The sequence below is a fragment of the Acidiphilium rubrum genome (assembly GCF_900156265.1).
Lineage (GTDB): Bacteria > Pseudomonadota > Alphaproteobacteria > Acetobacterales > Acetobacteraceae > Acidiphilium > Acidiphilium rubrum.
In genome coordinates this window covers 88,948-115,350 of record NZ_FTNE01000011.1, presented here as the reverse complement: position 1 = coordinate 115,350, position 26,403 = coordinate 88,948, and the positions used below count along the sequence as shown (strand labels likewise).

The 26,403-nt window shown below is 62.8% G+C and carries 22 protein-coding genes and 1 pseudogene; 11 read left to right on the top strand and 12 right to left on the bottom strand.

The window, feature by feature from the left end; genetic code table 11:
- Positions 1-60 precede the first annotated feature (60 nt).
- The 5 genes and pseudogenes from BW994_RS10095 to BW994_RS10075 form a co-directional block, all read left to right on the top strand.
- Positions 61-1,185, top strand: coding sequence for an FkbM family methyltransferase (locus tag BW994_RS10095; protein WP_051657343.1), 1,125 nt, complete (start codon positions 61-63; stop codon positions 1,183-1,185).
- On the top strand, positions 1,182-5,726 hold the full coding sequence (locus BW994_RS10090) for an FkbM family methyltransferase (RefSeq protein ID WP_029311936.1): 4,545 nt from the start codon (positions 1,182-1,184) through the stop codon (positions 5,724-5,726). The genes BW994_RS10095 and BW994_RS10090 overlap by 4 nt, the downstream gene beginning before the upstream one ends.
- Positions 5,727-5,760: 34 nt before the next feature.
- A complete protein-coding gene (locus BW994_RS10085) occupies positions 5,761-6,435 on the top strand; it encodes a hypothetical protein (protein ID WP_029311935.1) in 675 nt (224 codons plus the stop codon).
- An 11-nt stretch (positions 6,436-6,446) separates the two neighbouring features.
- A complete protein-coding gene (locus tag BW994_RS10080; protein ID WP_029311934.1) occupies positions 6,447-7,412 on the top strand; it encodes an FkbM family methyltransferase in 966 nt (321 codons plus the stop codon).
- 195 nt (positions 7,413-7,607) lie between these two features.
- Positions 7,608-7,915: pseudogene (locus BW994_RS10075) on the top strand (transposase); the annotation flags it as partial.
- A gap of 130 nt (positions 7,916-8,045) precedes the next feature.
- Here the strand turns inward: BW994_RS10075 and BW994_RS10070 are convergent.
- From BW994_RS10070 to BW994_RS10050, 5 genes are all read right to left on the bottom strand, one after another.
- Complete coding sequence (locus tag BW994_RS10070; RefSeq protein ID WP_029311932.1) at positions 8,046-9,995, bottom strand: hypothetical protein; 1,950 nt, start codon at positions 9,993-9,995, stop codon at positions 8,046-8,048.
- Between the two features lie 438 nt (positions 9,996-10,433).
- On the bottom strand, positions 10,434-11,375 hold the full coding sequence (locus BW994_RS10065) for a LysR family transcriptional regulator (protein ID WP_029311931.1): 942 nt from the start codon (positions 11,373-11,375) through the stop codon (positions 10,434-10,436).
- 272 nt (positions 11,376-11,647) lie between these two features.
- Positions 11,648-12,115, bottom strand: coding sequence for an Hsp20 family protein (locus BW994_RS10060; RefSeq protein ID WP_029311930.1), 468 nt, complete (start codon positions 12,113-12,115; stop codon positions 11,648-11,650).
- Between the two features lie 377 nt (positions 12,116-12,492).
- Complete coding sequence (locus tag BW994_RS10055; RefSeq protein ID WP_162176796.1) at positions 12,493-13,731, bottom strand: MFS transporter; 1,239 nt, start codon at positions 13,729-13,731, stop codon at positions 12,493-12,495.
- Positions 13,732-13,846: 115 nt separating this feature from the next.
- A complete protein-coding gene (locus tag BW994_RS10050; RefSeq protein WP_029311928.1) occupies positions 13,847-14,731 on the bottom strand; it encodes a phytanoyl-CoA dioxygenase family protein in 885 nt (294 codons plus the stop codon).
- A gap of 358 nt (positions 14,732-15,089) precedes the next feature.
- On the opposite strand from BW994_RS10050, the gene BW994_RS19980 reads away from it, so the two are divergent.
- Positions 15,090-15,323, top strand: coding sequence for a hypothetical protein (locus tag BW994_RS19980; protein ID WP_217696456.1), 234 nt, complete (start codon positions 15,090-15,092; stop codon positions 15,321-15,323).
- A gap of 365 nt (positions 15,324-15,688) precedes the next feature.
- On the opposite strand, the gene BW994_RS10045 is transcribed toward BW994_RS19980, so the two are convergent.
- The 3 genes from BW994_RS10045 to BW994_RS10035 form a co-directional block, all read right to left on the bottom strand.
- Positions 15,689-16,663 carry a sugar-binding protein gene (locus tag BW994_RS10045; RefSeq protein ID WP_051657341.1) on the bottom strand — a complete coding sequence of 325 codons (975 nt, stop codon included), beginning with the start codon at positions 16,661-16,663 and terminating at the stop codon, positions 15,689-15,691.
- A gap of 73 nt (positions 16,664-16,736) precedes the next feature.
- Positions 16,737-17,753, bottom strand: coding sequence for an ABC transporter permease (locus BW994_RS10040; protein ID WP_029311926.1), 1,017 nt, complete (start codon positions 17,751-17,753; stop codon positions 16,737-16,739).
- The gene (locus BW994_RS10035) at positions 17,750-18,490 is read right to left on the bottom strand and encodes an ATP-binding cassette domain-containing protein (protein ID WP_029311925.1); all 741 of its coding nucleotides are present in this window, start codon (positions 18,488-18,490) and stop codon (positions 17,750-17,752) included. Before BW994_RS10035 ends, BW994_RS10040 begins: the two co-directional genes overlap by 4 nt.
- Positions 18,491-19,114: 624 nt before the next feature.
- On the opposite strand from BW994_RS10035, the gene yghU reads away from it, so the two are divergent.
- From yghU to BW994_RS10010, 5 genes are all read left to right on the top strand, one after another.
- Positions 19,115-19,993, top strand: a complete 879-nt coding sequence (gene yghU / locus BW994_RS10030) for a glutathione-dependent disulfide-bond oxidoreductase (protein WP_029311924.1) — start codon at positions 19,115-19,117, stop codon at positions 19,991-19,993.
- A gap of 81 nt (positions 19,994-20,074) precedes the next feature.
- On the top strand, positions 20,075-20,278 hold the full coding sequence (locus BW994_RS19975) for a hypothetical protein (RefSeq protein ID WP_029311923.1): 204 nt from the start codon (positions 20,075-20,077) through the stop codon (positions 20,276-20,278).
- An 80-nt stretch (positions 20,279-20,358) separates the two neighbouring features.
- Positions 20,359-20,580 (top strand): DUF3311 domain-containing protein, encoded by a 222-nt coding sequence (locus BW994_RS10020; RefSeq protein WP_245594123.1) that lies wholly within the window; start codon positions 20,359-20,361, stop codon positions 20,578-20,580.
- Complete coding sequence (locus BW994_RS10015; RefSeq protein ID WP_029311921.1) at positions 20,580-22,022, top strand: sodium:solute symporter family protein; 1,443 nt, start codon at positions 20,580-20,582, stop codon at positions 22,020-22,022. Before BW994_RS10020 ends, BW994_RS10015 begins: the two co-directional genes overlap by 1 nt.
- 44 nt (positions 22,023-22,066) lie before the next feature.
- On the top strand, positions 22,067-22,726 hold the full coding sequence (locus BW994_RS10010) for an RraA family protein (RefSeq protein WP_029311920.1): 660 nt from the start codon (positions 22,067-22,069) through the stop codon (positions 22,724-22,726).
- Positions 22,727-23,079: 353 nt separating this feature from the next.
- Here BW994_RS10010 and BW994_RS10005 read toward each other — a convergent pair whose 3' ends face one another.
- From BW994_RS10005 to BW994_RS09990, 4 genes are read right to left on the bottom strand one after another with little or no spacing between them, the layout of a single operon-like run.
- Entirely contained in the window at positions 23,080-23,802 is a 723-nt protein-coding gene (locus BW994_RS10005) for an ABC transporter ATP-binding protein (protein ID WP_408734948.1), read from the bottom strand.
- Positions 23,783-24,511, bottom strand: a complete 729-nt coding sequence (locus BW994_RS10000) for an ABC transporter ATP-binding protein (protein ID WP_029311918.1) — start codon at positions 24,509-24,511, stop codon at positions 23,783-23,785. Before BW994_RS10000 ends, BW994_RS10005 begins: the two co-directional genes overlap by 20 nt.
- On the bottom strand, positions 24,504-25,511 hold the full coding sequence (locus tag BW994_RS09995) for a branched-chain amino acid ABC transporter permease (RefSeq protein ID WP_035228887.1): 1,008 nt from the start codon (positions 25,509-25,511) through the stop codon (positions 24,504-24,506). The genes BW994_RS10000 and BW994_RS09995 overlap by 8 nt, the downstream gene beginning before the upstream one ends.
- Positions 25,508-26,383, bottom strand: a complete 876-nt coding sequence (locus tag BW994_RS09990) for a branched-chain amino acid ABC transporter permease (protein WP_029311916.1) — start codon at positions 26,381-26,383, stop codon at positions 25,508-25,510. Before BW994_RS09990 ends, BW994_RS09995 begins: the two co-directional genes overlap by 4 nt.
- Between the last annotated feature and the right edge of the window lie 20 nt (positions 26,384-26,403).

Sequence of the window (26,403 nt, the reverse complement as noted above, 5' to 3'; positions counted from 1 at the left end):
TGTCGTTTGAGTTTCCCCCGCACCATGCTCTATCATCTAAAAAACTGATCCAGGACGCCGATGCCCCTCATTTCCTACGCTCAGAACTTCGAAGACGTCATGCTGTGGCGCGCCCTGGGCCAGATCGAGCACGGTGTCTACATCGATGTCGGGGCGGCTGATCCGGTCGAAATGAGCGTCACCAAGGCCTTTTACGACGCCGGGTGGCGCGGCGTGAACATCGAGCCGAGCCAGCACTATTTCGGCCGCCTGCACGACGCTCGGCCCGAGGATGTCAACCTCGAGGTCGCGCTGGCCGAAGCCCCCGGCAGCCGGGTTTTCCACGAAGTCGTCGACACCGGGCTCTCCACTTTGCACGCCGACATCGCCGCGACCCACCGGCGCGACGGGTTTCGCGTCACCGCCCGACCGGTTCGCGTGATGACCTTGGCAGAGATCTGCGAAACCTACGCGACCGGCGATATACACTTTCTGAAAATCGACGTCGAAGGCGCCGAAGCCGAGGTGCTCGCCGGCGCCGATTTCAAGCGGTTCCGACCATGGGTCATGCTGCTCGAAGCCACCGAACCCCTCAGCACCATCGAAAACGCCACCTGGGAGCCGACGGTGCTCGAAGCCGGCTATGTGTTCGTCTGGTTCGACGGGCTGAACCGTTTTTACGTCGCCCAGGAACGCCACGCCGCACTCGCACCGCATTTCCGCCTGCCGCCCAACAGTTTCGACCTGTTCAAAATCCACGATCCAGCCGCCGCGGACGCCGCCCGCACGATCGCCGAACAGGCCAACGAAATTGCGCTGCTCGAACGCGAAATGCTGCATTTGCGCACCATGCAGTCGACCGCCGAAGCCCGCAGCGCCGAGCTTGAAGCCACGCACGACGCACTGCAACACTTGCTCATCGAAACCCAGCACGCGCTGGAAAATAGCCAGCATGGTGTAAAAGTGCGCGAAGACTGGGTGCAATTGCTGGAACGTCATCTCAAGATGATGGAGCACCAGGAGGCTGACCTGCGCGCCCAGATCACGAATTTGACGCCCTACAAGACCACGCTCGACCGCCTTTCGCTCACCTTGCGCTGGGATGACGGGCCACGCGCCCTGAAGCCGGTTTTGCCGCTCGCGCGCATCCTGCGCCGCCTCACCGGACGCGCCCCCGTAGCCACGCCGCCGGGGCACGCCCCGTGAGCGAACCCGTGACGCAACCGGCGCCGCTGCGCCGCGCGGTTCACCAGTTCCACCCCGGTGTCGCCTTCGGCGATGCCATCACCAACTCGATGCTGCTGACCCGCGACATCCTGCGCGGCCTCGGCTACCGCAGCGACATTTTTATCGAACACCCCGACGAACGGCTGGACGAGCAGTTTTTCCGCCTCGAAGACCTGCCGGTGCACGACGATTACATCCTGATTGTCCTGCATTCGCTCGGCCATGATCGGGCCGCGCAGCTTGCCGCCCTGCCCGCGCCGAAGATCCTGATGTATCACAACATCACCCCGGCCGACCTGCTCACCGGCATGCCCGGCCTCGCCCGCTTTGCCGATCTCGGCCGCGCGCAGCTCGATTTCTGGCGTGACCGCACGGTCGCCGCCCTCGCGGTCAGTCCGTTCAACGCGATCGAACTGCGTCGCCATGGCTACAACGCGGTCACCGTCTGTCCTCTGCTGTTCGATATCGATACGTTGCGCGCCAGCGCCGCGGTGCCGTTTCAACGCGAGCCGGACCAAGCTTTCACGATCCTGTTCGTCGGCCGCATCGTCGAGAGCAAGGCACAGATCGACCTCGTCGAAGCCTTCGCCGCATTCCGCGCGCAATTCGCGCGCCCCTGCCGCCTGGTCCTGGTCGGCCGGGCCGAAGGCGGCAGTGACGGGTACGTAGCGGCCCTGTATCGCCGGGTCGGCGAACTCGGCCTGCGCGGCGTCGTGACCGTTACCGGTCAGGTCTCCGACGCCGAGCTGAGCAACTGGTATCACCGGGCCGATCTCTACGTCTCGCTCAGCCGCCACGAAGGCTTCGGCGTGCCGCTGATCGAGGCTATGGCCCACGGGATTCCGGTCATCGCCTATGGCACCGGTGCTGTACCCTACACCATGGCCGGCACTGGCACCCTGCTCGCCACCGCCGATCCCGCCGCCGCAGCCACCGCCATGCTGGACCTGACCACCAACGCGCGCCGCAAGCCGATCATCGCTGCGCAATACGGCAATCTCGACCGCTTCCGCTTGTCGCGCCACGTGCCGGGGCTGCTCGCCGCGCTGCTGCGCGGCGGCGCGATGCCGCCGCACGACGCCGCCGCCCGTACCGCCCTTGCCGCCAACCTTGCAATGACGGTCGCCGGCCACGTCAACGGCACCTACAGCCTCGCCGCCGTCAACCGCACGCTCGCCCTCGCCCTCGACGAGGCCCTGCCCGGGCGCATCCGCCTGCAACCGGTCGAACAGCAGCCGACCGATCGGCTCGACGACGTGCCCGAGGCCGACCACGCCGCCCTGCACGCCCTGGTCACCGCCAATCCGCCGCCCACCGCTCCGATGGTGGTGATCAGCCAGCACTACCCGCTCCACGTGCCCGACCATGCGGCCGACCTCGCCATCGCGTTCTTCTTCTGGGAAGAATCCGTCATCCCCCTGCCCATGGTCGAACAGCTCAACCGCTCGTTTCGCGCCGTGTTCGCCCCATCTCAGTTCGTAGCGCGGGCCTTGATCGATTCCGGCGTCACGATTCCAGTGCGCGTGGTCGGCTACGCGCCGCCGCTCGACCAATTCGCAGCCCTCGCCGCCGCGCGCACCACGTCACCGGTCACCGCGGGCATTTTCACCATCCTTCACGTCTCATCGACCTTCCCCCGTAAAGGCGTCGACCTGCTGCTGGCCGCCTTCGCCGCCGCGTTCCCACCCTCCGTCGCCGGCGCGGCGGACCAATCGCTGCGGCCGCGTCTGGTCATCAAGACTTTCCCCAACCCGCATAACGACACCGCCGCGCAGATCGCGCGCCTGCAGGCCAACCATCCCGATCTGCCCGAAATCGTGCTGATCGATCATGACATCCCCGAAGCGGACCTGCTCGACCTGTACCGCACGGCCGATGTCATGGTGCTGCCCACCCGCGGCGAAGGCTTCAACCTGCCTGCCGCCGAAGCCATGGCCGCCGGGCTGCCTTTGATTGTCACCGGTGCCGGCGGCCACGCCGATTTCATCACCGAGGACGACGCCATTGTCCTCCCCGCACGGCGCGAACCCTCGGCCAGCCATCTTGCCGCTGCTCAATCCCTCTGGCTCGCGCCCGACACGCAGGCACTGGTGCGCGCCCTGCACGAAGTCTTCACCGATGCCGCCACCGCCAGCACCGCTACCACCGCCCGCGCGCAACGCGCCCGCACCGGCGTGATGCACCGGCTCGACCGCAGCGCCTGGACGCGCCGCCTCATCGATACCACGATCGATCTCCTGCTCACCCCGCCGCCGCCGCCGCGCCGCTTCGCCGTCATCAGCTCATGGGATGTCCGCTGCGGTGTGGCCGAATACACCCGCTACCTGGTCACGGCCCTCGCCGCCCACATCGCCCCGCACGATCATCTGAGCATCCTGACCGATCACCGCACGCATGAACGCACCGAACGGATCGGCGCCCACCGCGTCCCTGTCGCCCCTGCCTGGACGCAAGGCGGCCTGACGACCATCGGCGACCTCGCCGCCGCGGTCAGCCGCGCCGATCCGGACGTGCTGATGATCCAGCATCAACCCGGCCTGATCCATTGGCTCGGCCTCGCGCAATTGCTGAATGACGCCCGCCTCGCCGGTCGCGTCGTCGCCGTCACGCTCCACACCACCGCCCATCTGCTCGAACTCCCCCCACCGGATCAGGTGATCGTGCTCGACGCCCTGCAGAACGCCACCCGCATCGTCGTGCACACAGTGGCCGACGTCGATTTCCTTGCCACCCGCGGCCTGTCCGATACCGTGGTTCTCATAGCACACGGCGCACCTGCGCCGTTCAGCGGGACATCCGCTCCTGCGCCGTTTAACGCGACATCCGCTCCTGCGCCGTTCAACGCGACATCCGCACCTGCACCGTTAAATCCCGCCCGCGACGCCCCGATCATCGGCTGCTACGGGTTCCTGCTGCCCTCGAAAGGCATCGGCAGCCTCATCGCCGCCCTGCCCGACATCCGCGCCGCCTGGCCGCACGCCAAACTCCGCCTGGTCAACGCTCTTTTCCCGGCCGAGGAATCCCGCGCCGAACACCGCACCTGCACCGCGCTCGCCGCCGAACTCGGCGTCACCGACGCGATCGAGTGGACCACCGACTACCTCACCCATGACGAATCGATGGCGCTGCTCGCGGGCTGCGACCTGCTCGTGCTGCCCTACCGCCGCACTCCGGAAGCCTCCAGCGCCGCCCTGCGCAACTGCCTCGCCAGCCTCACGCCCACGATCGTCACGCCGTTCCCGATCTTCGACGAGGCCGGCCGCGCCGTCGCCCGCACGGCCGATGAAACCCCGGCCGCCATCGCAGAGGCCATTATCAGCCACCTCGCCGACCCGCCCGCGCGCGTCGCCCTGCGCACAGCCGCCGAGGTCTGGCTCGCCGATCGCTCCTGGAACGCCGTCGCCCAGCGGACCCACGGCATGCTCGCCGGCCTCGCCGCCGCCGCCGATGTCCTGCCCACCGCCCCCGCCCCCCTGCCCGAAGCCACGCCCGAGGAACCAGCCCGGCGCCATGCGTCGCCCACACGCCTGCGGACCGAACGCGCCCGCGACCCCTGGTTGGAGCCCCACCTGCCGCTGGCCACCAAAGCCGACATCATGGCCTGCTTCCGTCTGCTGCTCGGCCGCTCACCGAATATCGAGGAATGGCGAGGCCATTCCGCGCACATCGGCGGCAACCTCCAGGGCGTCGTCGCCAGCTATGTCAACAGTCTCGAATTCGCCCGGCGCGGGCTGATGAGCCAGGACATCTCGTCCGACATCGTCATCACCGACCTGCCCGATTTCCGCATCGTCTCGGACGTCACGGACGATGCGATCGGCAAGGTCGTGCGCGAATCGGTCTATGAACCCGAAGTCAGCGCCATCTTCCGTCGGACGCTGCGTCCCGGCATGGGCGTGCTCGATATCGGCGCCAATATCGGCTATTTCTCTATGCTCTCCGCCGCCATCGTCGGCCCCACCGGCCATGTGTTCGCGGTCGAACCCAACCAGCAGAACGCGCGCCTGCTGGAAGCCAGCCGCCGCCTGAACGATTTCGCGCAGATCACGCTGGTCCACGCTGCCGCCGGTTCGAAAACCGGCATCCTCTCGCTTCACACCTCGCACTCCACCGGGACCACCTCCGGCGTGCCGGACGATATCGGCGCCCTGCTCACCGCACGCATCGTGCCTTGCCTCGCCCTCGACAGCGTCATCCCCGCCGATCGTCGGATCGACCTGATCAAGATCGACGTCGACGGCGCCGAATACCCCGCCATGCAAGGCTGCGAACAAATCATCCGCCGCCACCGTCCCGCCATCATCAGCGAATTCGCCCCCGACCTCATACCAGGCATCTCGGGTGTCTCTGGCGAAGACTATCTGCGCTGGTTCGCAAGCCAGGACTACGAAGTCGCCGTGATCCAACCGGACGGCTCATTGAGCGCCGCGGGCCAGGACTGGTCGCGCATCATGGAGGCGTATCAGCGCTCCGGCATCGACCACATCGACATCTTTGCAACCCCGCTCGCCAATCGCTGATGCCCCGGCAAGCCCGCATCCGGTCCCGTCGCCCATGATCGTCTTTCTCGCGGGCATGCAGCGCAGCGGCTCCACCTTCGCCTTCAACATCGCGCGCGACGTGCTGACCAAACGCGGCAAACTCCACCAACAGGCCGCATTCGACATCCCGGCCGAACTCGCCGCCGCCGGACCCTGCGATCATTTGCTGTTGAAATCGCACGACATGGACGAACTCGGCATCAACCTTGCCCGCACCGGCGCCATCCGCGTCATCTGCACCATCCGCCGCCCGGAAGACGCGGTCGCCTCCTTCATGGAAACCTTTGGCCTCCCCGAGGCCGATTCGATCATCCTGATCAAGGCCTGGCTGGCCCTGTATGAAAAAATCCGCGACGTCGCCCTGACCCTCGATTATGATTTCCTCGATCGCCACCCGATCCGCGCCGCCCACACCATCGGGCGCTTCCTCTCACCCGATGTCGGCTGGCGCGAAGCCCGCACCATCGCCCGGCGCCACGCCAAGCACGCCGTCAAAGCCATGGCCGACCACCTCGACCGCACCGCCCCCGGCGTTCAGGACCTTGGCTACAGCTACTACGACCAGACGACCTTCTTCCACCGCAAACACGTCTCCTCCCTCACCTCCGTCGCCGCCGAACAGCGCCTGCCCCCCGATCAGGCCGCCCGAATCAGGCAAGCCTTCGCCGATTATCAACCCAACCGTTGAACCAGACCCGCATGGAACCCCAGTCAGCCATTTTCACCCTGCACGGCCGGACCCTGCGCCTGATCGGCGACCACGCCATCTATCTCAACTCGATTGATGGCAGCGATCACTCCGACAACCCCCTGATCGCCCTCGTCGCCGGTCTGCCAACCCCTGCCACCATCCTCGATGTCGGCGCCAATATCGGCCTCACCAGCATCGTCATGGCCGCCCGCAGCCCGCATGACCAAATCATCGCGTTCGAACCCATCCCGGACAACCTCGACTTCCTCCGCCATAACCTCGCAACCAACCACATCACCAACTGCCGCATCATCGCCAGCGCCGTCGGCGATACGCGCGGCACGGTCCGCATGACCAGCCGCGGTGCCTGGTCCCTCGTCCGGCAGACGATTCCCGGGGCCCCACCCGACCCCACAGCCCAGGTCTCCACCGAGACCGTCCCCCTCACTACACTCGATGGCTTCTGCGCCGAACATCTGCCCGGCCAACGCATCGACCTGATCAAGATCGACGTCGAAGGCTTCGAACCCAACGTCCTCGCCGGCGCCGCACACACCATCGCCCAATGGCAACCCACCATCTTCATGGAATTCAACGCCTGGGCCCTCGTGCTGCAAAACTACAACCCGCTCATCTTCGCCCAGGCGCTCTGGCCCAGCTTCGACATCACCAGCAAATCCGGCAAAACCTGGGAAACCCCGGAACGCTTCACCAGCGACAACATGGTCCGCAACCAGAGCATCGACGACCTGATCCTCCGACCCAGGCCAGGCCACAAGTTCAACCCGATGCCCATCACTTTCGGTCCCCACGGCACCGCCGCCCAAACCCAACTCGCCGCTCTGCACAACTCAACCTCCTGGCGCATCACAGCCCCCCTCCGCGTGTTGAAACAACGGATCGCGGGCCTGACCGCTGCGTTTGGAGCAAGGAAGGCGAGACGTTTCGGTACGTCGCCTCGTAATTCCAATTGACGCGGCCTCTGACGAATTGACGGGCCCCTTCCATCCGAAGCCGGACCTCGCCGTGTATGAGACCTATAAAAAAACATCCGCAGCCTGAGCCTGGAGGTTTCGTTGGCATGGGCAACCGGCGAACCGATGGACTTGCGCGAGCGCGTTTTTAACTGGTCACCTGTCGAAGCGGGCAGCGGCGGGACGGTTTGGTGTGTCGAACAGGAGCTTTGCCCGACGTTCATGCCGGGCGACCTTGTGGTGCCGGACAAACTTTCCGGCCACAAAAAACCCGCCATCGGAACCGCCATTCGCGCGAAAGGTGCCAGGCTCCTGGTCTTGCCGCCCTATAGCCCCGACCTCAATCCCATCGAGCAAGTCTTCACCAAGCTCAAACACTTGCTCAGAAAGCCGCAGAGCGCACCAAGGAGGCAACCTGGCAGCGCATCGGGTCGCTCCTGGACGCGTTTACGGCGCAAGAGTGCAAAAATTACCTGGCCAAAGCCGGGTATGTGTCGACCTAATGTTACCCGTTTCGAAGACTCCGCCCTCAGTGTGGGTTGAGAAGGCAATGCGCCCTGCCTTGCCTGCCTACGCGCCACCCCTACCAGCGCCAGGTATCGAAACATATTCATGTCGAGGCATCGATGAATGTTATGCCGATTTGTGACATAACCGTGACAGGACTCCAGCCCTATGTTGCATTGCAGCAGAAACGGACGCAGTAACGGCCCCATGGTGAGGCCGGCCGCGCTCCGCACTGAATTGGAGTTCGTTATGAAGAATCTTACTTTTGCCGCCGCTTTCGCCGTGATCAGTTTGGCCGGTGCCGGCAATGCTCTGGCCGACGAAGGCATTCCGGTGGTACCGGCCCAGCCGCTGGTGTCGTCGGCCGCGAGCGGCGTGACGGGTGAGGCTTATCCGGCGTTTCGCCTTGCGGGTGCGCCGGTGATTTCCGAGCCGGCCAGTCCGGTTAATGGTGCGCAGACTTATCCGAACTTTGTGACGCCGAAGGGCACGGCAAAGCTTGCGCAATCGCAGATCGGTCTGGCCCAGGCGGGCTTCGCCACCGCGTTCAATGCGGCGCCGAACAGCGATCGCGGTTGATACGCTGAGCTGGCGTTTCGCCGATCGGGCATGAGCAGCAGGCGGCACCGTGGATGGTGCCGCCTGCTTCATGTCAGGCGTTGTTTCCGTCAGGCACCCAGCTGTGTCGCGCGGTTCCGCCGGCCGCGGGTCAGGCCGATCAGCCCCGACTACGCCAGTCAGCAGTAGCACCAGACTGCCGGGTTCGGGCACCGTGGTTTCGACCTCGGTGATGATCGTGCCCCAAGACCCGTTGGTGCTCGGGTATTCCTCGAAGAACCAGAAATTGTTTGGATTGCTGGTGTCCGGTGCTGTCCAGGAGTAGTCACCCCAGCGGTTCGATGGGCCGCCGAACGTCACGTTGTAGTTGCTGGCGGGGCCGGTGTAGAGCAGCGAGGGTGCATTGCACGCGCCGGTCATGACGGAGCAGACCGTCCCATAGTCGCTGATATTGGTGGTCGAGCCTGAGCCGTTGAAGCCGATCACGAAGGTGCCGGCAGCGTTGCCGGAGATCGAACCGTAGGTAAGGTCTTCGTTGGCGAGCGAGACGAAGCCTGATTTGATCAGAGAATCGGTCGAAGCGTTCAGGACGCCCCATTGGATCTGATCGGACCCGCCGTGCAGCACGGAGTTGGCGAAATAGATGTAGTTGCCGGCCTGATAACTGCCGGAACTGATCCGGTTATCGCCGGGATCATAGGTGGTGCCACCAGGCTGGGTTGGCGCGTTGGTCAAAGCGCCTGAGAAATGGTTGATCGTTTTGGTCAGGGTCAGTTTCGCATTCTTGCCGGCATTGTTCGAAACGGTCGAGACCAGCAGGCCGCTCGCACCGTAATTATTGCTCAGGATCGTCGTCTTGTTGCCTGAGCCATCCGAGGTGACGGCTTCGGGCGTAAAGCCGATTTTACTGGTGCTGTTGAACTCTTTGATATTGGAAAGATTGGTGACGCCTTTCACCAATTGTGCCTTCGGAATTGAAAAGACCGAAGAGCCGGTGTAGCTGCCTTGGCTGTTGAAATTGTTCGACGAGATCGTGACGGCGCCATGATCGACCCCGAGCGTCGGGAAATCGGCAAACTGGTTTTTCTTCGAGGCAATCGAATAGCCGGTAAATCCGTCGAGGGGGTTGCCGTCCTTGGAGACCGCCAGCAGAATCGTATTATTGACCGCGTTGGCGACCGTGATTGCGCTTGCGTACCATCGTTTCGACGTCGGATCGTAGATGATGCGCGGATCCGAAATATCCGGGTTGCCGCCTTGCGTATATGAATTTACGCCAAGCCCGGCATAGAACGCATCGAGCGAGACCGCCGGCGTCGCGAGCGCGCCGGACGGCGTGTAGATGGCGAACTCGTCATTGACCATCTGCGCGACATAGCCGTTGGCAACTGCGCCGCCCATATCCGGCGGGATGAACCCGAACCCGGTCAGGCTGCCGCTGGTGTCGATGCTGGCGCCCTGAAACTGATCCACTTGATACAGGTTCAGCGCCAGAGGCGACGCCGTGGCCAGTTTCATTGCAGCCAGAATAACAAGGAGCGAGGGAGCGACAAGTTTAAGCCGGCGAATCGGGCGTGCTGTCGGATTGCCGGCTTTTGATAAATTGTTGTTCGTTCATTGACCCCAGTGTGAACGCGGAAAATACCGCAACATGACCCAAAGATCAGCTTTTCAGAGCGCAAGCTGGTATTTTAGACACAACAGGACAACCATAAGATGTAAAAACCTGTTCATGGCTGCTGTGTTGCTGATGATCACGGTTTTTTATCTGGGAACGCAAGTAATTTTTACGTTTTTCGCCAATTATATTTTTACCAAACCTAAATTGCGGCGATCTTGACAAAAATAGTTTCGGAATAAGATTGTCTATTAATGCTATATTAAATATCAAAAATTATGACAACCCGTCGGCGGCGTAGCCAGATCGTCGATCAGGCCGGTGCGCTTTTTCTCCGATCAGTCGAAGATCGGCGCCTGGGGAACACCGGCGACCCCCGCCGTCGATTGCAGGAACGGTGTGGTTTCGAATTCGGCGATCAGAAATTCCATGATCGCGCGGGTCCGCGGCGGAATGTAGCGGCGCGACGGCAGGATGGCGTAGACTTTGACCTTCATTGGGCCGAACGCATCGAGCAGCGTGACCAGACGCCCGGAATTGACGTCATCGATCGTGGTCAGGCGTGGCAGCATCGCAATGCCCAGGCCGGCGCGCGCGGCGCGGCGTACCGCCTCGCTCGAATCGGCGTGGAACCGACCGTGCACTGTCACGGTCTCATCGATCCCCTTGCCGAAGAATCGCCAGTTCCGGTCGATCCCGGGGCGGGTGTAGACGATGCATTCATGATCGAGCAGGTCCTGCGGGGTCGCCGGTTTACCGCGCGCCGCGAGATAGGCCGGGGATGCGACCAGCACCGAAGCGGCGCTGCCGATGGTGCGGGTGATCACGCTCGCCTGGGTGGCCTCGGCGACCGAGATCACCAGATCGAGCCCTTCCTCGACCAGGTCGAACGCGCCGTCGCGCATTTTCAGATCGACCGACATTTCCGGATAGCGCGCAAAAAACTCGGGGAGCCGTGCCGCGAGGTACATGCCGACCGAGGTTGGCACGCCCAGCCGAACCTGTCCGGTTGGGGTTTTCTGGGCGACGCCGACGCTGGCTTGCGCCGCATCCATCGCTTCGACCACGGCGCGGGCGTGATCGAGATAGACTTGCCCGTCCTCGGTCAAGGACAGGCGGCGCGTGGTGCGCTGGATCAGCCGCACGCCGAGTTGGTCCTCCAGCGCCGCGATCTGGCGGGAGATCACCGGCTGTGAGGTGCTGAAATCCCGCGCCACCGCCGAGAACGAACCGCGCTCGGCAACGCGGACGAAGGTATTGAGCAGGCTTAATTGGTCCATCGTGTCGTGCCTTGGCGATTTATGGTGAATTCCGCATGAGATAAATCAGAATTTTATGTAACGCGGCGCAATGAATATGAATATATCGTTCTCGTCATGGCGGTTCCCGGTTTCGCGCGGTTGCGCACGTCGTTTGCGGCACCAACGGCCGATCTGCCGTGTTGCTCGATCTCGACACGCCGCACCAGGCGATCGGGGCGGGATTGGTGTCAGACCATGGGTCACGCAAAAACCCCGCATCTTGCGATGCGGGGTGCCTTCATTTGGGCAGATCAGGCCGCGAGCTTGGCGGTGTCCTGTTCAATCGTCCGCACGGTGGCCGGTGCTGCCGCCTCGATCGTGATCCGGCGAGGCTTCAAGGCCTCGGGGATGACGCGCTTGAGGGCAACATGCAGCAGACCGTTTTCGAGCGATGCACCGTCGACCACCATATGGTCGGCCAGCGCAAACCGGCGCTCGAACGCCCGGGCCGCGATGCCGCGGTACAGGGTTTCACCCTTCTGCGTTTCGTTCGCGATCTTGCCGGCAATGACCAGCGTGTTCTCCTTGACCGTCATTTCGATATCGTCGGCCCGGAAACCGGCCACCGCCATGGTCAGGCGATAGTCTTCCGCGCTGAGCTTTTCGATGTTGTACGGGGGATACGAGGTCACGCTGGCATCCGGCACGCTGTCCAGCAAATGCTGCAAACGGTCGAAACCGATGGCGGAACGGAACAAGGGCGAGAAATCAAGAGTCATAACAAACCTCCTGCGATAGCAAGGTTAAGATTCGGACTGTCAGTTTGACCAATCCGTAGTCGAACGAAGGACCCAATGGCATCCTTCGCTACCGACATAGTCACGGGAGGGGGAGGTGTTCAAGAGGATTCACAACTCCGACTCAAAATTTTCCGGTGGCTGTTGGGGCAGGCAAGGCGGGGGCTTTCCCTCCGGTGCCATTCCAGCGATGAAAGCGCTAACGCATGGCGCCGCCAGGACTCCCCTAGATGCGCCATGCGCGCGACCGTGACGTAGGTAGACCCCGACGCCGTGGTCACCCGCCTCAATGAGTAGCTACTGAGAACCCGGTATTACGCGATGCCAGGCGTCAAGCCGATCATAGCTGGATCGCTCATTCAGCGGTATCCGACCTGGCTGACAGCGATCTCACCGACCACAGCACGCCGGCGCTTGGGGCGAATGGCAATGACCAGCAAACCTCCGAGGATTCCGAAGACTGCTAACACACCGAACGCCAGCGACACGTTGCCGGTTACACCACGCAACCAACCAACGAGCCATGGTCCGACAAAACCCCCGAACAGGTTTGCAAACCCGCCAATGAACGCCATCGCCGGTATCGCAAGACTTCGCGGCAACAATTCCGACGTGAAGGTGAAGATCAGAGGCAAATACATGAATAGAAAGAATCCCATGACCGTAAACGCGATCATGATCGGCACAATTTCATGGGCGCCGATATGGGAGCCGATGTACAGCAGTCCCCCAATGGCAATCATTGGGATGCCTGCATGGAGCCGGCGTTCATGGTGACGATCGGAACTGCGCGTTACGACGATCAACCCCACGATGGCGGCAAGATACGGAAGAGCGCTCACGAGACCGATATAACCTATACTCAGCGTGCTAGCCGCCTTGAGCGCCGTAGGCAGCCAGATTCCGAAGCCGTAGTTGACCATGTTGATCAAAGAAAATCCACCCATCAAAAGCCATACAGCTGGCTCCCGCAACATCGCCCACCAATCCGGTGAAGCCCCGGCAGCCAGTTCGATCTGTTCTGCATTGATCCGCGTCTGCAGGCGCTGTTTCTCCTCGGCCGGCAGCCATTTTGCCTGATCGACGCTGGTAGGTATCTGTCGCCACCAAATAAATGCCCAGAGCCATGCCGGCAGGCCTTCGATGATGAACATGATATGCCAACTCGAATACGTCAGGATCAATCCTGATATCGGGCCGGAGAGCATTGCCCCGACGGGCAGACACAGGTTCCACAGACCAAACGCCCGTGCGCGCTCTCGTTGAATGAACCATTGGGACAGCAACATTGCGGTGCTGGTCCACACCGGGCCTTCAGAAAGACCAAGCATGAAGCGCATGATCAGCAACTCGTGGTAATTTTGTACCAATCCCGTACCAATTGCAAAGCCTCCCCACAGGATAAGCGCGGTTAAAATCACGCGCTTGGCTCCGAAACGTGGTGCCAGATAGCCGGCGCCAAGAAAACTGATCAGGTATCCCCAAAAGAAAATGCCTGCAGCTAGTCCGGCGTTCGATGACGTAAGATGGAGGTCCTTTGACATACTCGGTAAAGCAAGACCTATATTAATCCTGTCGAAATAGGATATTGTGTACATCAGGAATATCACTGGTACGAGATGAACCCAACGTGTTCTCCCGATAGATTCGTCTGTGTTTGCCATTTGCATTTTTTCGTTTCCTCGATTTTTTGCTAAATTTAAGCCTGTAACCTTATGCGGCGTCCGTCCTGGCTTTGAAGTACTGACGGTCCGTTGCAGCGGACTGCGTTTCATAGATCGAGCCCTGGCGCAGCGGTGGGGGCAGAGGAATACGCACCGGCACGTCTGCCAGTCTGGGCGCTATCGTGGGACCATTGCCGATCATCAAGTTGGCATCGAACGCTTCGAGATCTGGCACGCCTTTCAACGGCCACGCGTCCGCTGCCGCGATCTCATACAACAACAAATTACGCGGGCGGTTCGACTGGTTTTGGGCCGAGCCATGCAAGGTGCGGACATGATGGAACGACATACTGCCTGCAAGACCGGTCAACGGCACCGCACGCCCGATTTCCACGATTATATCATTGGGATCAATCGCTCCACAAAACCGGCCGTCACTGCCGTGATGGTCCCACACGGGTCCTCGATGAGACCCAGGCACACATAGAAGTGGCCCGTTATCGAGTGCCATATCGTCGATGAATACGCCGATGGCCAAAATATCGTCATTGGTATGCGGGTAGAACGCCCAGTCCTGATGCCATTCGACAGGTGATCCGAAGTGCGCGGCCTTCATATTTAATTTCGAACCATGAAGGCGAAACGAGGAACCAATCAAGCTTCGCAGGATGCCGAGCACCCGCTCAGAGCGAATAATGTCGTTGAATACATCATCGACCTTATGGGGTGATTTGATGCGCCGAACCTTGGGCGCATCACGGGTGTGCCCAGGCTCGAGGTCGTAAATCTCATCGTGCACATCAATTGCCCGCGCATGGTCTATCAATCTTGCGATTACCTGACGCATCTGGACGAGATCCGATAAACTCAAAATACCAGGCACGACGATGAATCCGTCAGATCGATAGGCAGCGATTTGCTCTTGCGTCAGCATTCATTTCCTCCGGTTTTTGTCAATCACATATCAGTGATCGAATTGGTAGCGCTGTCATTATCAAGCCGAGGATAGGCCTCCGGTGCTGCCATTTCCAGCAAATTCTTTCATGCGCTCGGAAAATTAGTCAGAAGCGGTTGCACCGATACATCCAATCAATGCGATTTACCTGGAACACAGCTTAGCTGAAAGTAAAGGGCGTTCCCACACACTATACGCGATGTATCGAAATGCGCGGCCGACAGCTTCGGTCTCCAACTCGGTCACAGGGCGCGATCGTCGATGCGTTCAGCGGACAGGTCGCCCACGACGTCGCCGTGCGCGGAACCTGTGGCCTGCCGCGGTGCCATCGCCCCCGTTGCCCGATATCGTTACCCTGAGCTGGATCCGGCCGGCGTTGAACGCGCGGCGCAGGGGCCGGATCGGCTGGAGTTGGCGGACGCGGCTCGAACCTTATCCGGATTTTCGCAGCCGGTTCGATACCGTGGCGATCCTCGCTGGCGTTAACGCCAACGTCCATGCCAAGACCAGTGTGGCGCTTGGGCCAAAGCCGGAGCGCACGCAACGCGAGGCGGCTATCCGGAGAACATAGGCGCTCTTATGGCGGCATCCTATGGGGCGAGCCCCTCACCTTGCCGCGTTGCTCTCGCAGGATGCCGAGCCCACCGAGACCTTGTACGTCAGGACCCGCTTGATTGCTTGACCGCCAAAGGCGTCCTTCATCATGACGCTGCGGCCCGACTGGATACCATGCCAAGCCGATCGCCGGCTACCACACCATCTCCGTGGTCACTGCGTTGATCCAGTTCCCAAGGCGCCCACTCTGCCAGGCTACATCAAGAACGTACAGCCGCGATGCAGCGGCAGAACATGGATGAAACTCCCCCGCGGATCGAAATCCTAGCCAGGCCCGGGCAAATCCGAGCCGCAGGGGGCGTTGTCAGCAGCCCGCGCGCGCTACTTCATGAACTGGGCGACATTGTCCTTCGTCACGACATCGAGCCCGACATATTGGATCGTCTTTTCCGATTTGCCCTGTTTCAGGGCGCGCAGAATCTCCATCGCCTTCGCCCCCATCGCATAGGGCTGCTGGCCCACCAGCGCCGCGACCTCGCCCTTCTTGAGCTCGCTGAGCTCGGCCGGCAGCGTATCAGCGGAAACGATCGTCAGCTTGCCACCATCGATCGCCGCTTTGTGCTTGTTATAGAAATCGTCATAGGCGTTCTCGGTAAACAGCGGCCAGCCACCCACCGCGACGATCGCCGACAGATTGGGATTGGCGGTGGTCAGGTCGGTCATCTGCTGCATGCCGAGCGCGCTGTCGTCGTTGCAGAACGTTGGTGACCCGCCGACTTCTTTCCAGCCCGCGGCCTTCAAGACGTCGCGCACGCCATCGACCCGCTGCGCCAGATTCTCCGCCGCCGGGCCACCCGAAATTACCGCATAGGTACCGGGCGTCGGGTGCGCCTTGACCAGTTGCTGGCCCAGATCCTTGCCGAGCTGCAAATTGTCGGTGCCGACATAGACCTGCCGCTTGGTGTCCGGCGCGTCGGCGTCGAACGTGATCACCGGAATGCCGGCGGCCCGCGCCCGCGCGATGACATGCGCGATCGAGCCGGGATCGGCGACCGAGATCGCGATACCGTCGATGCCGCGCGTGATCAGATCCTGCACCGTCTGCACCTCGGCCGCGGCGTCCTGCGTCACCGGGCCGGTATAGGTGCATTTCACATCGCCGAGCTTCTTTGCTTCCGCCATGCAGCCATCGCGCGACAGGTCGAAGTACGGGTTGTTGAGCGATTTCGGCACAATCGCGAAATCATAGGTCTTGCCGGCCTTTGCCGGCGCCGGCGAAAGCAGCAACGCCCCCAGCACCGCGGCGGTGCCGGCGCCCGTCAGCCACAGCCCGGTTCTTTTGGTATTGGATGTCATTGTGTCGATCCTCCGTTTTGTTGTCGTGATTATTATCATCGTTCGATCAGCCAGCGGAGCGGTTTCCCCCGCCCTATTGGCCAAGCCGTCGGCTACGCAGCCGGTCGACCAGCACGGCCGCGATGATGATCGCGCCGACCACCGTCTGCTGCCAATATGTATTCACCCGGGCCAGCACCAGCCCGTTGCGAATCACCTCGATCAGCGCCGATCCGACGATCGCACCGAGCGGGCCGCCAACGCCGCCGAGCAGATTGGCGCCCCCGATCACCGAGGCGGCGATGATGCGCAGCTCATACCCATCCGCAAGGTTGGCGGGCACCGAGCCGAGCCAGCCACCGAGCAGAATGCCGGACAGCGCGGCGGTAAGGCCGGATAGCACATAGACCCCGGTTTTCACCCGCTGCACCGGCACGCCGGTGAGCGCTGCCGCCCGCTCGTTGCCGCCGATCGCGAACACATAGCGACCGCGCGCGGTATGGTGCAGCAGCAATCCCATCATCACGCCGAGTGCCAGCAGATACAGCAGCGGCACCGGCAGGCCGAGCAGCGTGCCATCCGACAGGCGAAAGAACAGGTTCGCCTCCGGCCCGGTGATATCGACGCCCTGGCCGTTGGTGATGGCGTAGCACAGCCCTCGCACGATGCTCAGCATCCCAAGCGTGGTGACGAACGGTGCGAGTCCGGTATAAGCGATCAGCAACCCGTTGATCAGCCCGATCGTCGCACCCACCGCAAGGCCGCCCACCACCGAAATCGCCAGCACCGCACCCGGCACCGCCGCAACCGCCGTCGGGCCGAGCGCACGGAACAGCATCGCCGCGATGATCGCGGACAACCCCATCGATGATCCTACCGAAAGGTCGATCCCGCCGGTGATGATGACCAGCGTCGAGCCGAAGGCAACGATGCCGATATACGAAAAATCAGTCAGCACGTTGCTGAGATTGCCGAAACTCAGAAACTCCGGCGCGACCACCGAAATTGCCGCCACCAGCAGCGCCAGCGCGAGCGTGACATAGGCGGTCTGCGAAGCCAGAAAGCCGCGCGAATGCCAGGAAACCTGGCGCACATTGCTGAAATCGCTCATGCCGTTTCGAGCGCTCCGGTGATCAAGCCGGTGACCTCCTGCGGCGAGGAACTGGCGATTGCCTTGTTCGCCACCAGCCGGCCGCGCCGCAGCACCACCACCCGGTCGCACACGTCGAACACATCGGGCATCCGGTGGCTGATCAGCAACACGGCGATCCCGGCATCGCGCAACCGCAGGATCAACGCCAGGACCTCGGCAATCTGGCGCACGCTGATCGCCGCGGTCGGCTCGTCCATCAGGATCAGCTTGGCATCGGCAAGCCGCGTCCGCGCGATTGCCACCGCCTGGCGCTGCCCGCCGGACATCCGCCGCACCAACTCACCCGGCCGGGTTTCGCTTTTCAATTCATTGAACAATTCGCCCGAGCGCTTCGCCATTGCGGCGTGGTCGAGCCAGCGAAATCCGGCAATCCGCCGGTGCAACTCGCGGCCGAGAAAAATATTGGCGGCCGCGCTCAGATTATCGGCAATCGCCAGATCCTGATGCACGACCTCGATCCCCGCCTTGCGCGCATCCACCGGCGCATGGAAATGCACCTCTTTGTCCTGAAACCGCATGGTCCCTTCGCTCTGGCGGAATACGCCGGCGATGATTTTCACCAGGGTCGATTTTCCTGCGCCATTATCACCCATCAGCCCGACGATTTCGCCCGGGCCGACCTGGAAACTGACATTACTGAGCGCCTGCACCGCCCCATACGACTTGCCGACATCTTCGAGCGTCAGCAGCGTCATGCCCTGGCCCGGGCAAAATCAACGATGACTGGACCCGAGGTTGCCGGAATGGCTCTGCGCATGACCGTTCTCCCTCTGCCACGATGGCATTATGCGGCGGCCTGCGCCGCTCGCGTTTTTATGATCAGAGAGAAGCACTCTGTTGCTTACCAAGCAAGAGACAATCAAAAATATATCGCAGCAACGATTGCCTCCGGCTACTTACCTGCAGGTCTGCCCATTCCCACGGTCCAAAACCATCCGCACCGCGCGGGTACGGACCTCAGGGCTGAATTTGTTCGCTGTTTTGTTCATTAGGGCTCCATTGTGATTGAAATTTCGAGCTTCCGAAATTCTCGCGGCGTTTCACTGTTGAGCCGGTGCATAATACCGTGAGCGACGAGCAGAGCGGGGGGTTCAGTGTGGGACGCGGGCTGACCGACGGCGAAGCGGACGGATACGCGGAATTGATTTTCCACCATTGTGCTCTAACCTCTGCGACAAGCCGAATGAGGACTCGTGCGGCGCAAGGTTTCCCCTGCGCCGCGCCTCTTGCGCGTGCGGCACGATGAAATGGGGCAGTGGCAATGCCGTGTATGCGGCGTTGGCATCGGCTGAACGAATGAAACTGGAGATCGAGTGACCATGACGAACGAGACCGATTACGTGCCGCCGGATGTGTGGACCTGGGAGCCCGCGCAAGACGGCGGCCGGTTCGCCAACATCAACCGCCCGATCGCCGGGGCGACGCATGAAAAGCCGTTGCCGGTGGGGAAGCATCCGTTGCAGCTCTATTCCCTCGCCACGCCGAACGGGGTGAAGGTGACGGTGATGCTGGAAGAGCTGCTGGCGCGGGGCCATCAGGGTGCCGAGTACGACGCCTGGCTGATCCGCATCAACGAGGGTGATCAATTCGGCAGCGGATTCGTCGCGGCCAATCCGAATTCCAAAATCCCGGCGCTGGTCGATCACAGCGGCGACAAACCACGGCGCGTGTTCGAATCCGGCGCGATCCTGCTGTATCTCGCGGAAAAATTCGGAGACTTCCTGCCCACCGATCTCGAGACGCGGACGGAGTGCCTGTCCTGGTTGTTCTGGCAGATGGGCAGCGCGCCGTATCTGGGCGGCGGGTTCGGGCATTTCTACGCCTATGCGCCGAGCAAGATCCGCTACGCGATCGACCGCTTCGCGATGGAGGCCAAGCGCCAGCTCGACGTGCTGGACCGGCGGCTGGCCGAGAGCGCGTATCTGGCTGGTGATGACTACACGATCGCCGACATGGCGGTGTTCCCGTGGTATGGCGGGCTGGTGAAGGGCTGGCTGTATGGCGCGGCGGCGTTTCTCGACGTCGGCAGCTATGCGCATGTGCAGCGCTGGGCGGATGAGATCGCGGCCCGGCCGGCGGTGCAGCGGGGGCGAATGGTCAACCGCGTGTTCGGCGAGCCGGAGACGCAGCTGCACGAGCGGCACGACGCCAGCGATTTCGAGACACGGACGCAAGACAGACTGGTGGCGCAGGCGTAATGGATCGGAGGCGGCGGCGTGGCCCGGTGATGAGCGGATGTTACCGTCCGGCCGCCCTCTGAAGGGGTTGAACCGTCCGTCATGCGCGAGCAGCTGCGGTTCGTTTTGGTCATTCGGGCGTATACCTATCGCTATCTGATCGCAGTGACTTGGGCCGCAGCCCCACAACTTGACAGTGCCAAGGTTTCGCCCGACGCAAGTGCGTTATCCGATCGCGACCGTGCCGCAAAAAGCGCCGTTCTGATTAAAGCCAGAGCATCGGCCCGGCGGTTGACGCTGTTTTAGCCGCCTATCGATGGCATGATTTTTGCTCACCGTGGTTCACCGAACTCTGGCCACCACCAGACTCTGTGAACCATGATGGGATGCGCCGTATGATCAGGGCCATAATCGGGTTGGGCATTCCGTTCTTTGCGGTGGTGGTGATGCTACCCTTTGTCAACACGGTATCGCTGACAATTGATAACATTCCTTTTCTGTACCTCTGGATGTTCGCCTGGTTTGTGCTGACCTCGGTCTGTCTGGGTGCCTGCTGGCTGCTGTTCGACCGCCATCGCCCGGCCACCGATGAGGGAGATCGCGCGTGATGGCCAGCTTCGTATTCGCCTGCCTGATCCTCGCCTCGCTCGGCCTCGCGATATTTGCCAAGCGCGGGCATCATACCGAATCCGTGAAAGAGTTCTTTATCGCCTCGCGCCAGTTCGGCGGTTTCCTGGTGTTCTTTCTTGCCGTCGGCGAGATTTACAGTATCGGCACGATCATCGGCTTTCCCGGCGGTATCTACGCCATGGGCGGCACCTACGGGATCTGGTTTCTGGGCTATATCCTGCTGGCCTATCCGGTTGGCTATTTCGTCAATCCCTGGATCTGGCGTGCCGGCAAGGTCTATGACGCGGTGACGCTGCCCGATCTGTTCAAGGGCCATTTCCGCGATCATCGCTATGGACGGTTTCTGGAATTATCGGTCACCATCGCCGCCATCGTGTTTCTGGTGCCCTGGGGGCAGTTGCAGTTCAGCGGCCTGATCATCGCGCTCAACGGTCTCGGCTGGCATTTCAACCCGATCGTGCTGACGGTGCTGGCCGCAGCCCTCGCGTTCACCTATGTCGCGGTATCGGGCATTCGCGCACCCGCCTATGTCGCGATCCTGAAGGACATATTGATGGTCCTGGCGATCGTGGTCACCGGCGTCGCGGCGGTTTCCGCCGTTGGCCTCGGGTCGATTTTCCACATCGCCGGGCCGGTCGCGCATAATCATCTGAACGCGCCGCAGCTGCGGTTCACGATGAGTACAATCACGTTTCAGGCGCTCGGGTTCTTCATGTTTCCGTTCAACATGCAGAACCTGTTCACCGCCCGCTCCGAGCAGACCATCCGCCGCACGCAGATGTTCATGCCGCTTTATATGCTGATGTATCCGTTCCTGGTTGTCACATCGTATTACGCGCTCAGCCAGCATACCCATCTCGCCGCGCCGAACCAGGCGTTCATGGCGGTCGCGGTATCGCTGCTGCCCGGCTGGGTGCTCGGCATGGTCGCCGCCGGTGCATCGCTGTCGGGCCTGATCGTGCTGGCCGGCATCAGCCTCGCGATCGGCCCGCTCGTGTCGCGCAACCTGTTCGGCCATGTGCCCGAAACCCGGCAGCGCAGTGCTGCACGTCTGGTCATCGTCCTGTATCTCGCGGCATCGATTCTGCTGACGCTGATGGCGCCGAACCTGCTGCTCACCATCATCAACACGGCGTTCTTCGGCATCACCCAGTTCTTTCCCGGCGTGCTCGCGATCATTTTCTTCCGGCGCGCCCACCCGCTCGCCATCGGCGCAGGCATCATCGTGGCGGATGTGCTTTCGATCGCGTTCTATCTGGCCGGTGCGACGATGGACGGGCTGAACGTCGGCTTCGTCTGTTTGCTGATCAACATTGTCATTCTGGTCGGCGGCAGCCTGTTGATGGCGCGCGATCCGCGCGTCGTGCCGGTCGCTGCACGCGAATCAGGGCTGATCGCGGCACCGGCGAGCGGCGATTGACCGCGTGCAAACTTCGTTTGATGTGAGCAACGGAGCAGCGCCGCATGTATGATCTGCGCCCCCGGCCCGCGCCGATCGCGGCCGATCTGCTTGCGCATCTGCGCCGGGCGGAACCGGCGACGATCGGGCATTTTCGGCATACCGGATTCATGGACCCCGGCGTGCGGGCGCTGTTCTCGCCGCTGCGGATCGCGGGCACCGCCGTGACGGTGCTGGCGCCAGGGCCGGATGCGGTGATGGTGCATTATGCGATCAAACAGGCGCTGCCAGGCGATATTCTGGTGATCGACCGCTGTGGCGATCATAAGCACGCCTGCATGGGCGGCGCGGTTGCCTATGCCGCGCGGCATGCCGGCGTTGCGGGTATCGTGGTGGATGGGGTGGTGACCGATGTTCAGGAGTTGCGCGCCTATGGCGTGCCGGTCTGGGCGCGCGGGCTGTCGCCCATCACGGTCAAGCTGCTCGGGCTCGGCGGCGGCTTTGGTGTGCCGGTATCGTGCGGCGGGGTTATGGTCAGCCCGGGTGATGCGATTTTCGCCGATGAAAACGGTGTGCTGGTCTTGCCGCCCGGCGCGGTGCGGGCCGCCGCCGATCGGGCCATCGCCATGCAGGAAACCGAGACGGCGACGCTGCGACGGATCGATGCGGGTGAAGCCTATGCGGATATCGCCGGGTCAACGGCGATCATCGAGGCGGGCCGATAATCGAACGGTTCAGCCCCAAACGACGCCGCGAAGTATGGCCTCTGCCATGCGAGCGGCACAGTCCAAACCAAACAAAAGTTTTTTGGTTCTTTTTTTCAAAAAAGAACGCCTTTACCCAGCCTTCGTCACATGATTGTACATTGCTCATCCGCAACATCAAGCACCAGCATCCGCCCCGGTCGATGGGTGATCGCGAAGGGCAGGCGGCTGGCGGGCTCTCAAACAGTATGGTCTGGACGCCCTCCCTACCCCTAAAACTAGCGGGTTCTAAGGGCTGAGCCCTTAGTGGGGGGTTCGGGGGGCAACGCCCCCTGGTCTTGCTTCCTTCGAGCACCACCCAAAACCCCCCGCCATCACATGCCAAGATACGCTCGCCTGACGTCGGCGTTTGCCGCGATGGTGGCGGCGGGGCCGGCCATGACGACGCGGCCGGTTTGCAGCACGTAGGCGCGGTCGGCGATCGACAGGGTTTCGACCAGGCGCTGCTCGACGATCAGGATGGTGACGCCGAGGCCTCTGATCCGTTGCACGGCGTCCATGATGTCATCGACCAGGCGCGGCATGATGCCCTGGCTTGGTTCATCGAGCATCAGCAGGCGCGGGTTGGTCATCAGGGCCCGGCCGATCGCGAGCATTTGCTGTTCGCCGCCGGACAGGGTTTCGGCGCGTTGTTTCAGGCGTTCCTGCAGGCGGGGGAAGAGTTCGAACACCAGGTCGAGCGGTTTGAACCGGTCCGGGCCGCGCCTTGCGTAGGCGCCGAGGCGTAGATTGTCCTCGACCGAAAGGCCGCCGAACAGGCGCCGGCCCTCCGGCACCAGCACTGCGCCGAGCCGGTTGATCCGGTGGGCGGGCAGATCGGCCAGATCGGTGCCTGCGAAGCGGATGGCGCCGCCGGTGGGCATCTGTCCCGCGATGGCGCGCAGCAGGGTGCTTTTGCCGGCGCCGTTCGCCCCCATCACCGCGACGATTTCACCCGCGGCGACCTCGATGTCGATGCCGTGCAGCACGCGCAGGCCGCGATAGGCAGCGGTGAGGTGAGAGACGTGCAGCAGCGGTTCAGGCGACAAACCGGTCACCGAGATAGGCACGGATCACATCGGGGTTGCGGACGACTGACTGGGGCGTGCCCTCGCATAGTTTGCGGCCGAGGTTGAGCACCACGGCGCGATCGATCAGGGGCAGCAGCACTTCCATGACGTGCTCGACCATGATGATGGTGACACCGCGCGCGCGCACCGCGCGGATCAGGTCGACACCGGCCTGTGCCTCGGTCGGCGTCAGGCCGGTCAGGATTTCATCGAGCAGCAGCAGGCGCGGTTCGGTCGCGAGCGCGCGGGCGACTTCGAGGCGGCGTTTCTCGGGCGGGGTCAGGTCGTGCGCGGGCACATCGGCGCGCGCGGCGAGGCCGCAGAAGCCAATGACATCGAGCGCCTTTGCCATCGCGGTGCCGGTGTTCCGGTGGCGCAGGAAGCTGCCGACCATGACGTTTTCAAGCAATGTCATGGAGTCGAAGCTGCGCACCACCTGAAAGGTGCGCCCGATGCCGCGCGCCGCACAGGCGACCGGCCCGAGACCCGAAATCACGGTGCCATCGAGCCGGATGCTACCCTGGTCCGGCTTGACCTCGCCGGCGATGCTGTTGAACAGGCTGCTCTTGCCGGCGCCGTTCGGGCCGATCAGGCCGAGGATTTCACCGGCGGTGACGGTGAAGCTGATATCGACATTGGCGGCGACGCCGCCGAAGGATTTGCTGACGCCGCGGATATCCAGCAGCGGTTCAGCCATTTTCGACCACCGCATCGCCGGCGGCACCGCGGATGCCGAACAGGCTGATCAGCCCCTGTGGCCGGACCAGGGCGAGCACCAGGATCAGCCCGCCATAGATCATCAGATCGACCCCGCCCGCAGCGCCACCGAGCTTGGCGATCGAGATTTGCTGCACCGGAATCAGCACGGCAGCACCGAGCAGCGGTCCCCATAGCGTGCCGACGCCGCCGACCACGGCGGGCAGCGCGATCAGCACCGAGAGCGACAGGCCGAACGTGCTGGGCGGATCGATGAAGCCGATGTATTGCGCATAGAGCGCGCCGCCGACACCGGTGATCGCACCGCTGATCGCGGCGGCGGCCATCTTGCTCGGAAACACCCGCACGCCGAGGCTGCGCGAGGCGATGCTGTCGTCCTTGACCGCGCGCCAGTAGAAGCCCCAGCGCGAGCCCTCGACCAGCCAGGCGACCAGCCAGGCGAGGGCGGCGTAGGCGAGCATGGCGTAGTCGAACGGCAGGACGGCGATGCGGAATTGCAGATCGATCCAGCTCTGCTGGCGGAACGGAATGGTGATGCCCTCGGCAGCGCCCACCCAGTCCCAGTTTTCGACCAGCAGCAGTCCGATCAGGCCGAACACCAGCGTTGCGATGGCATAATAATGGCCGCTGAGGCGGAAACACGGCCAGCCGACCAGCAGGGCCGCCGCGCCGCCCAGCGCGCCGCCGGCGAACAACCCGATGGTCGGCGGAATGCCGAGCCGGGTGAACAGCAGGGTCGAGGTATAGGCGCCGAGGCCGAAATAGAGCGCATGGCCCAACGAGATCTGCCCACAATAGCCGCCCAGCACGTTCCAGCCCTGGCTGAGCCCGGCGTAGAGCAGCACCAGCACCATCAGGCCGCGCCAGTAGGGCGAGGGGATCAGCACGGGCAGGATGATCAGACCGACCAGCAGGCCGGCGCCGACCAGCAACTGGGTGCGGCGGCGGGTTTCGATGGTGTGGGCTGCTGCGCCGGTCATTGCCGGCCGAACAGGCCGCGCGGCCGGACCATCAGCACCAGGACATAGAGCGCGAAAATGCCGATCTCCTTCAGCGACGGATCGATGAACAGGGCGGTCAGGGCCTCGACCAGCCCCACCACCAGGCCGGCGACCAGCGCGCCGAGCAGCGAGCCGAAGCCGCCGAGGGCGACGGTGATATAGGCGATCACCGCGAAACTCGTGCCCACGCTCGGCGCGATGTAGTAGAAACTCGCGAGCATGACCCCGGCGATGCCGACCGTCGCGGCGCCGATGCCCCAGCCGAGGCTGAAGATATGGTCACGATCGATCCCGATCAGCGCGACCGCATCGCGATCCTCGCGCGTCGCTTCCAGCGCGCGGCCGAATTCGGTGCGCGAGATCAGCGCCAATGCCGCGAAAGCGAGCAGGCAGACGCCGCCCGCCGCGATCTGCGACACCGGCAGCACGATCTGGCCCCATGCGACCGTCGCCGTGCTGATCGCGCCATCGTTCAGGGTGCGGAAATCGCTGCCGAACATGAATTGCGCGAGCCCGACCAGGAAGATCGACAGGCCGAAGGTGATGAAAATCTGCACCATGCCGCTGTTGAACCGCACGCCGAGCGCGCGCGATATCAGGCCGCGATAGATCGCAACCCCGACGCCGAACAGCAGCGCGGCCACGATCGGCAGTTGCAGCAGCAGGCCGACGTGCAGATGGTCATGCAGCAGCAGGGCCGCGTACATCGCGACCATCAGCAATTCGCCATGCGCGAAATTGACGATGTTCATCAGCCCGAAAATCAGCGACAGCCCGGCCGCGACCAGCGCGTAGATCAGCCCCATCAGGAGCCCGCCGATCGCGACCTGAATGATCAGGGACGCCGTCATGCGCCTCCGCCCTCAATGGC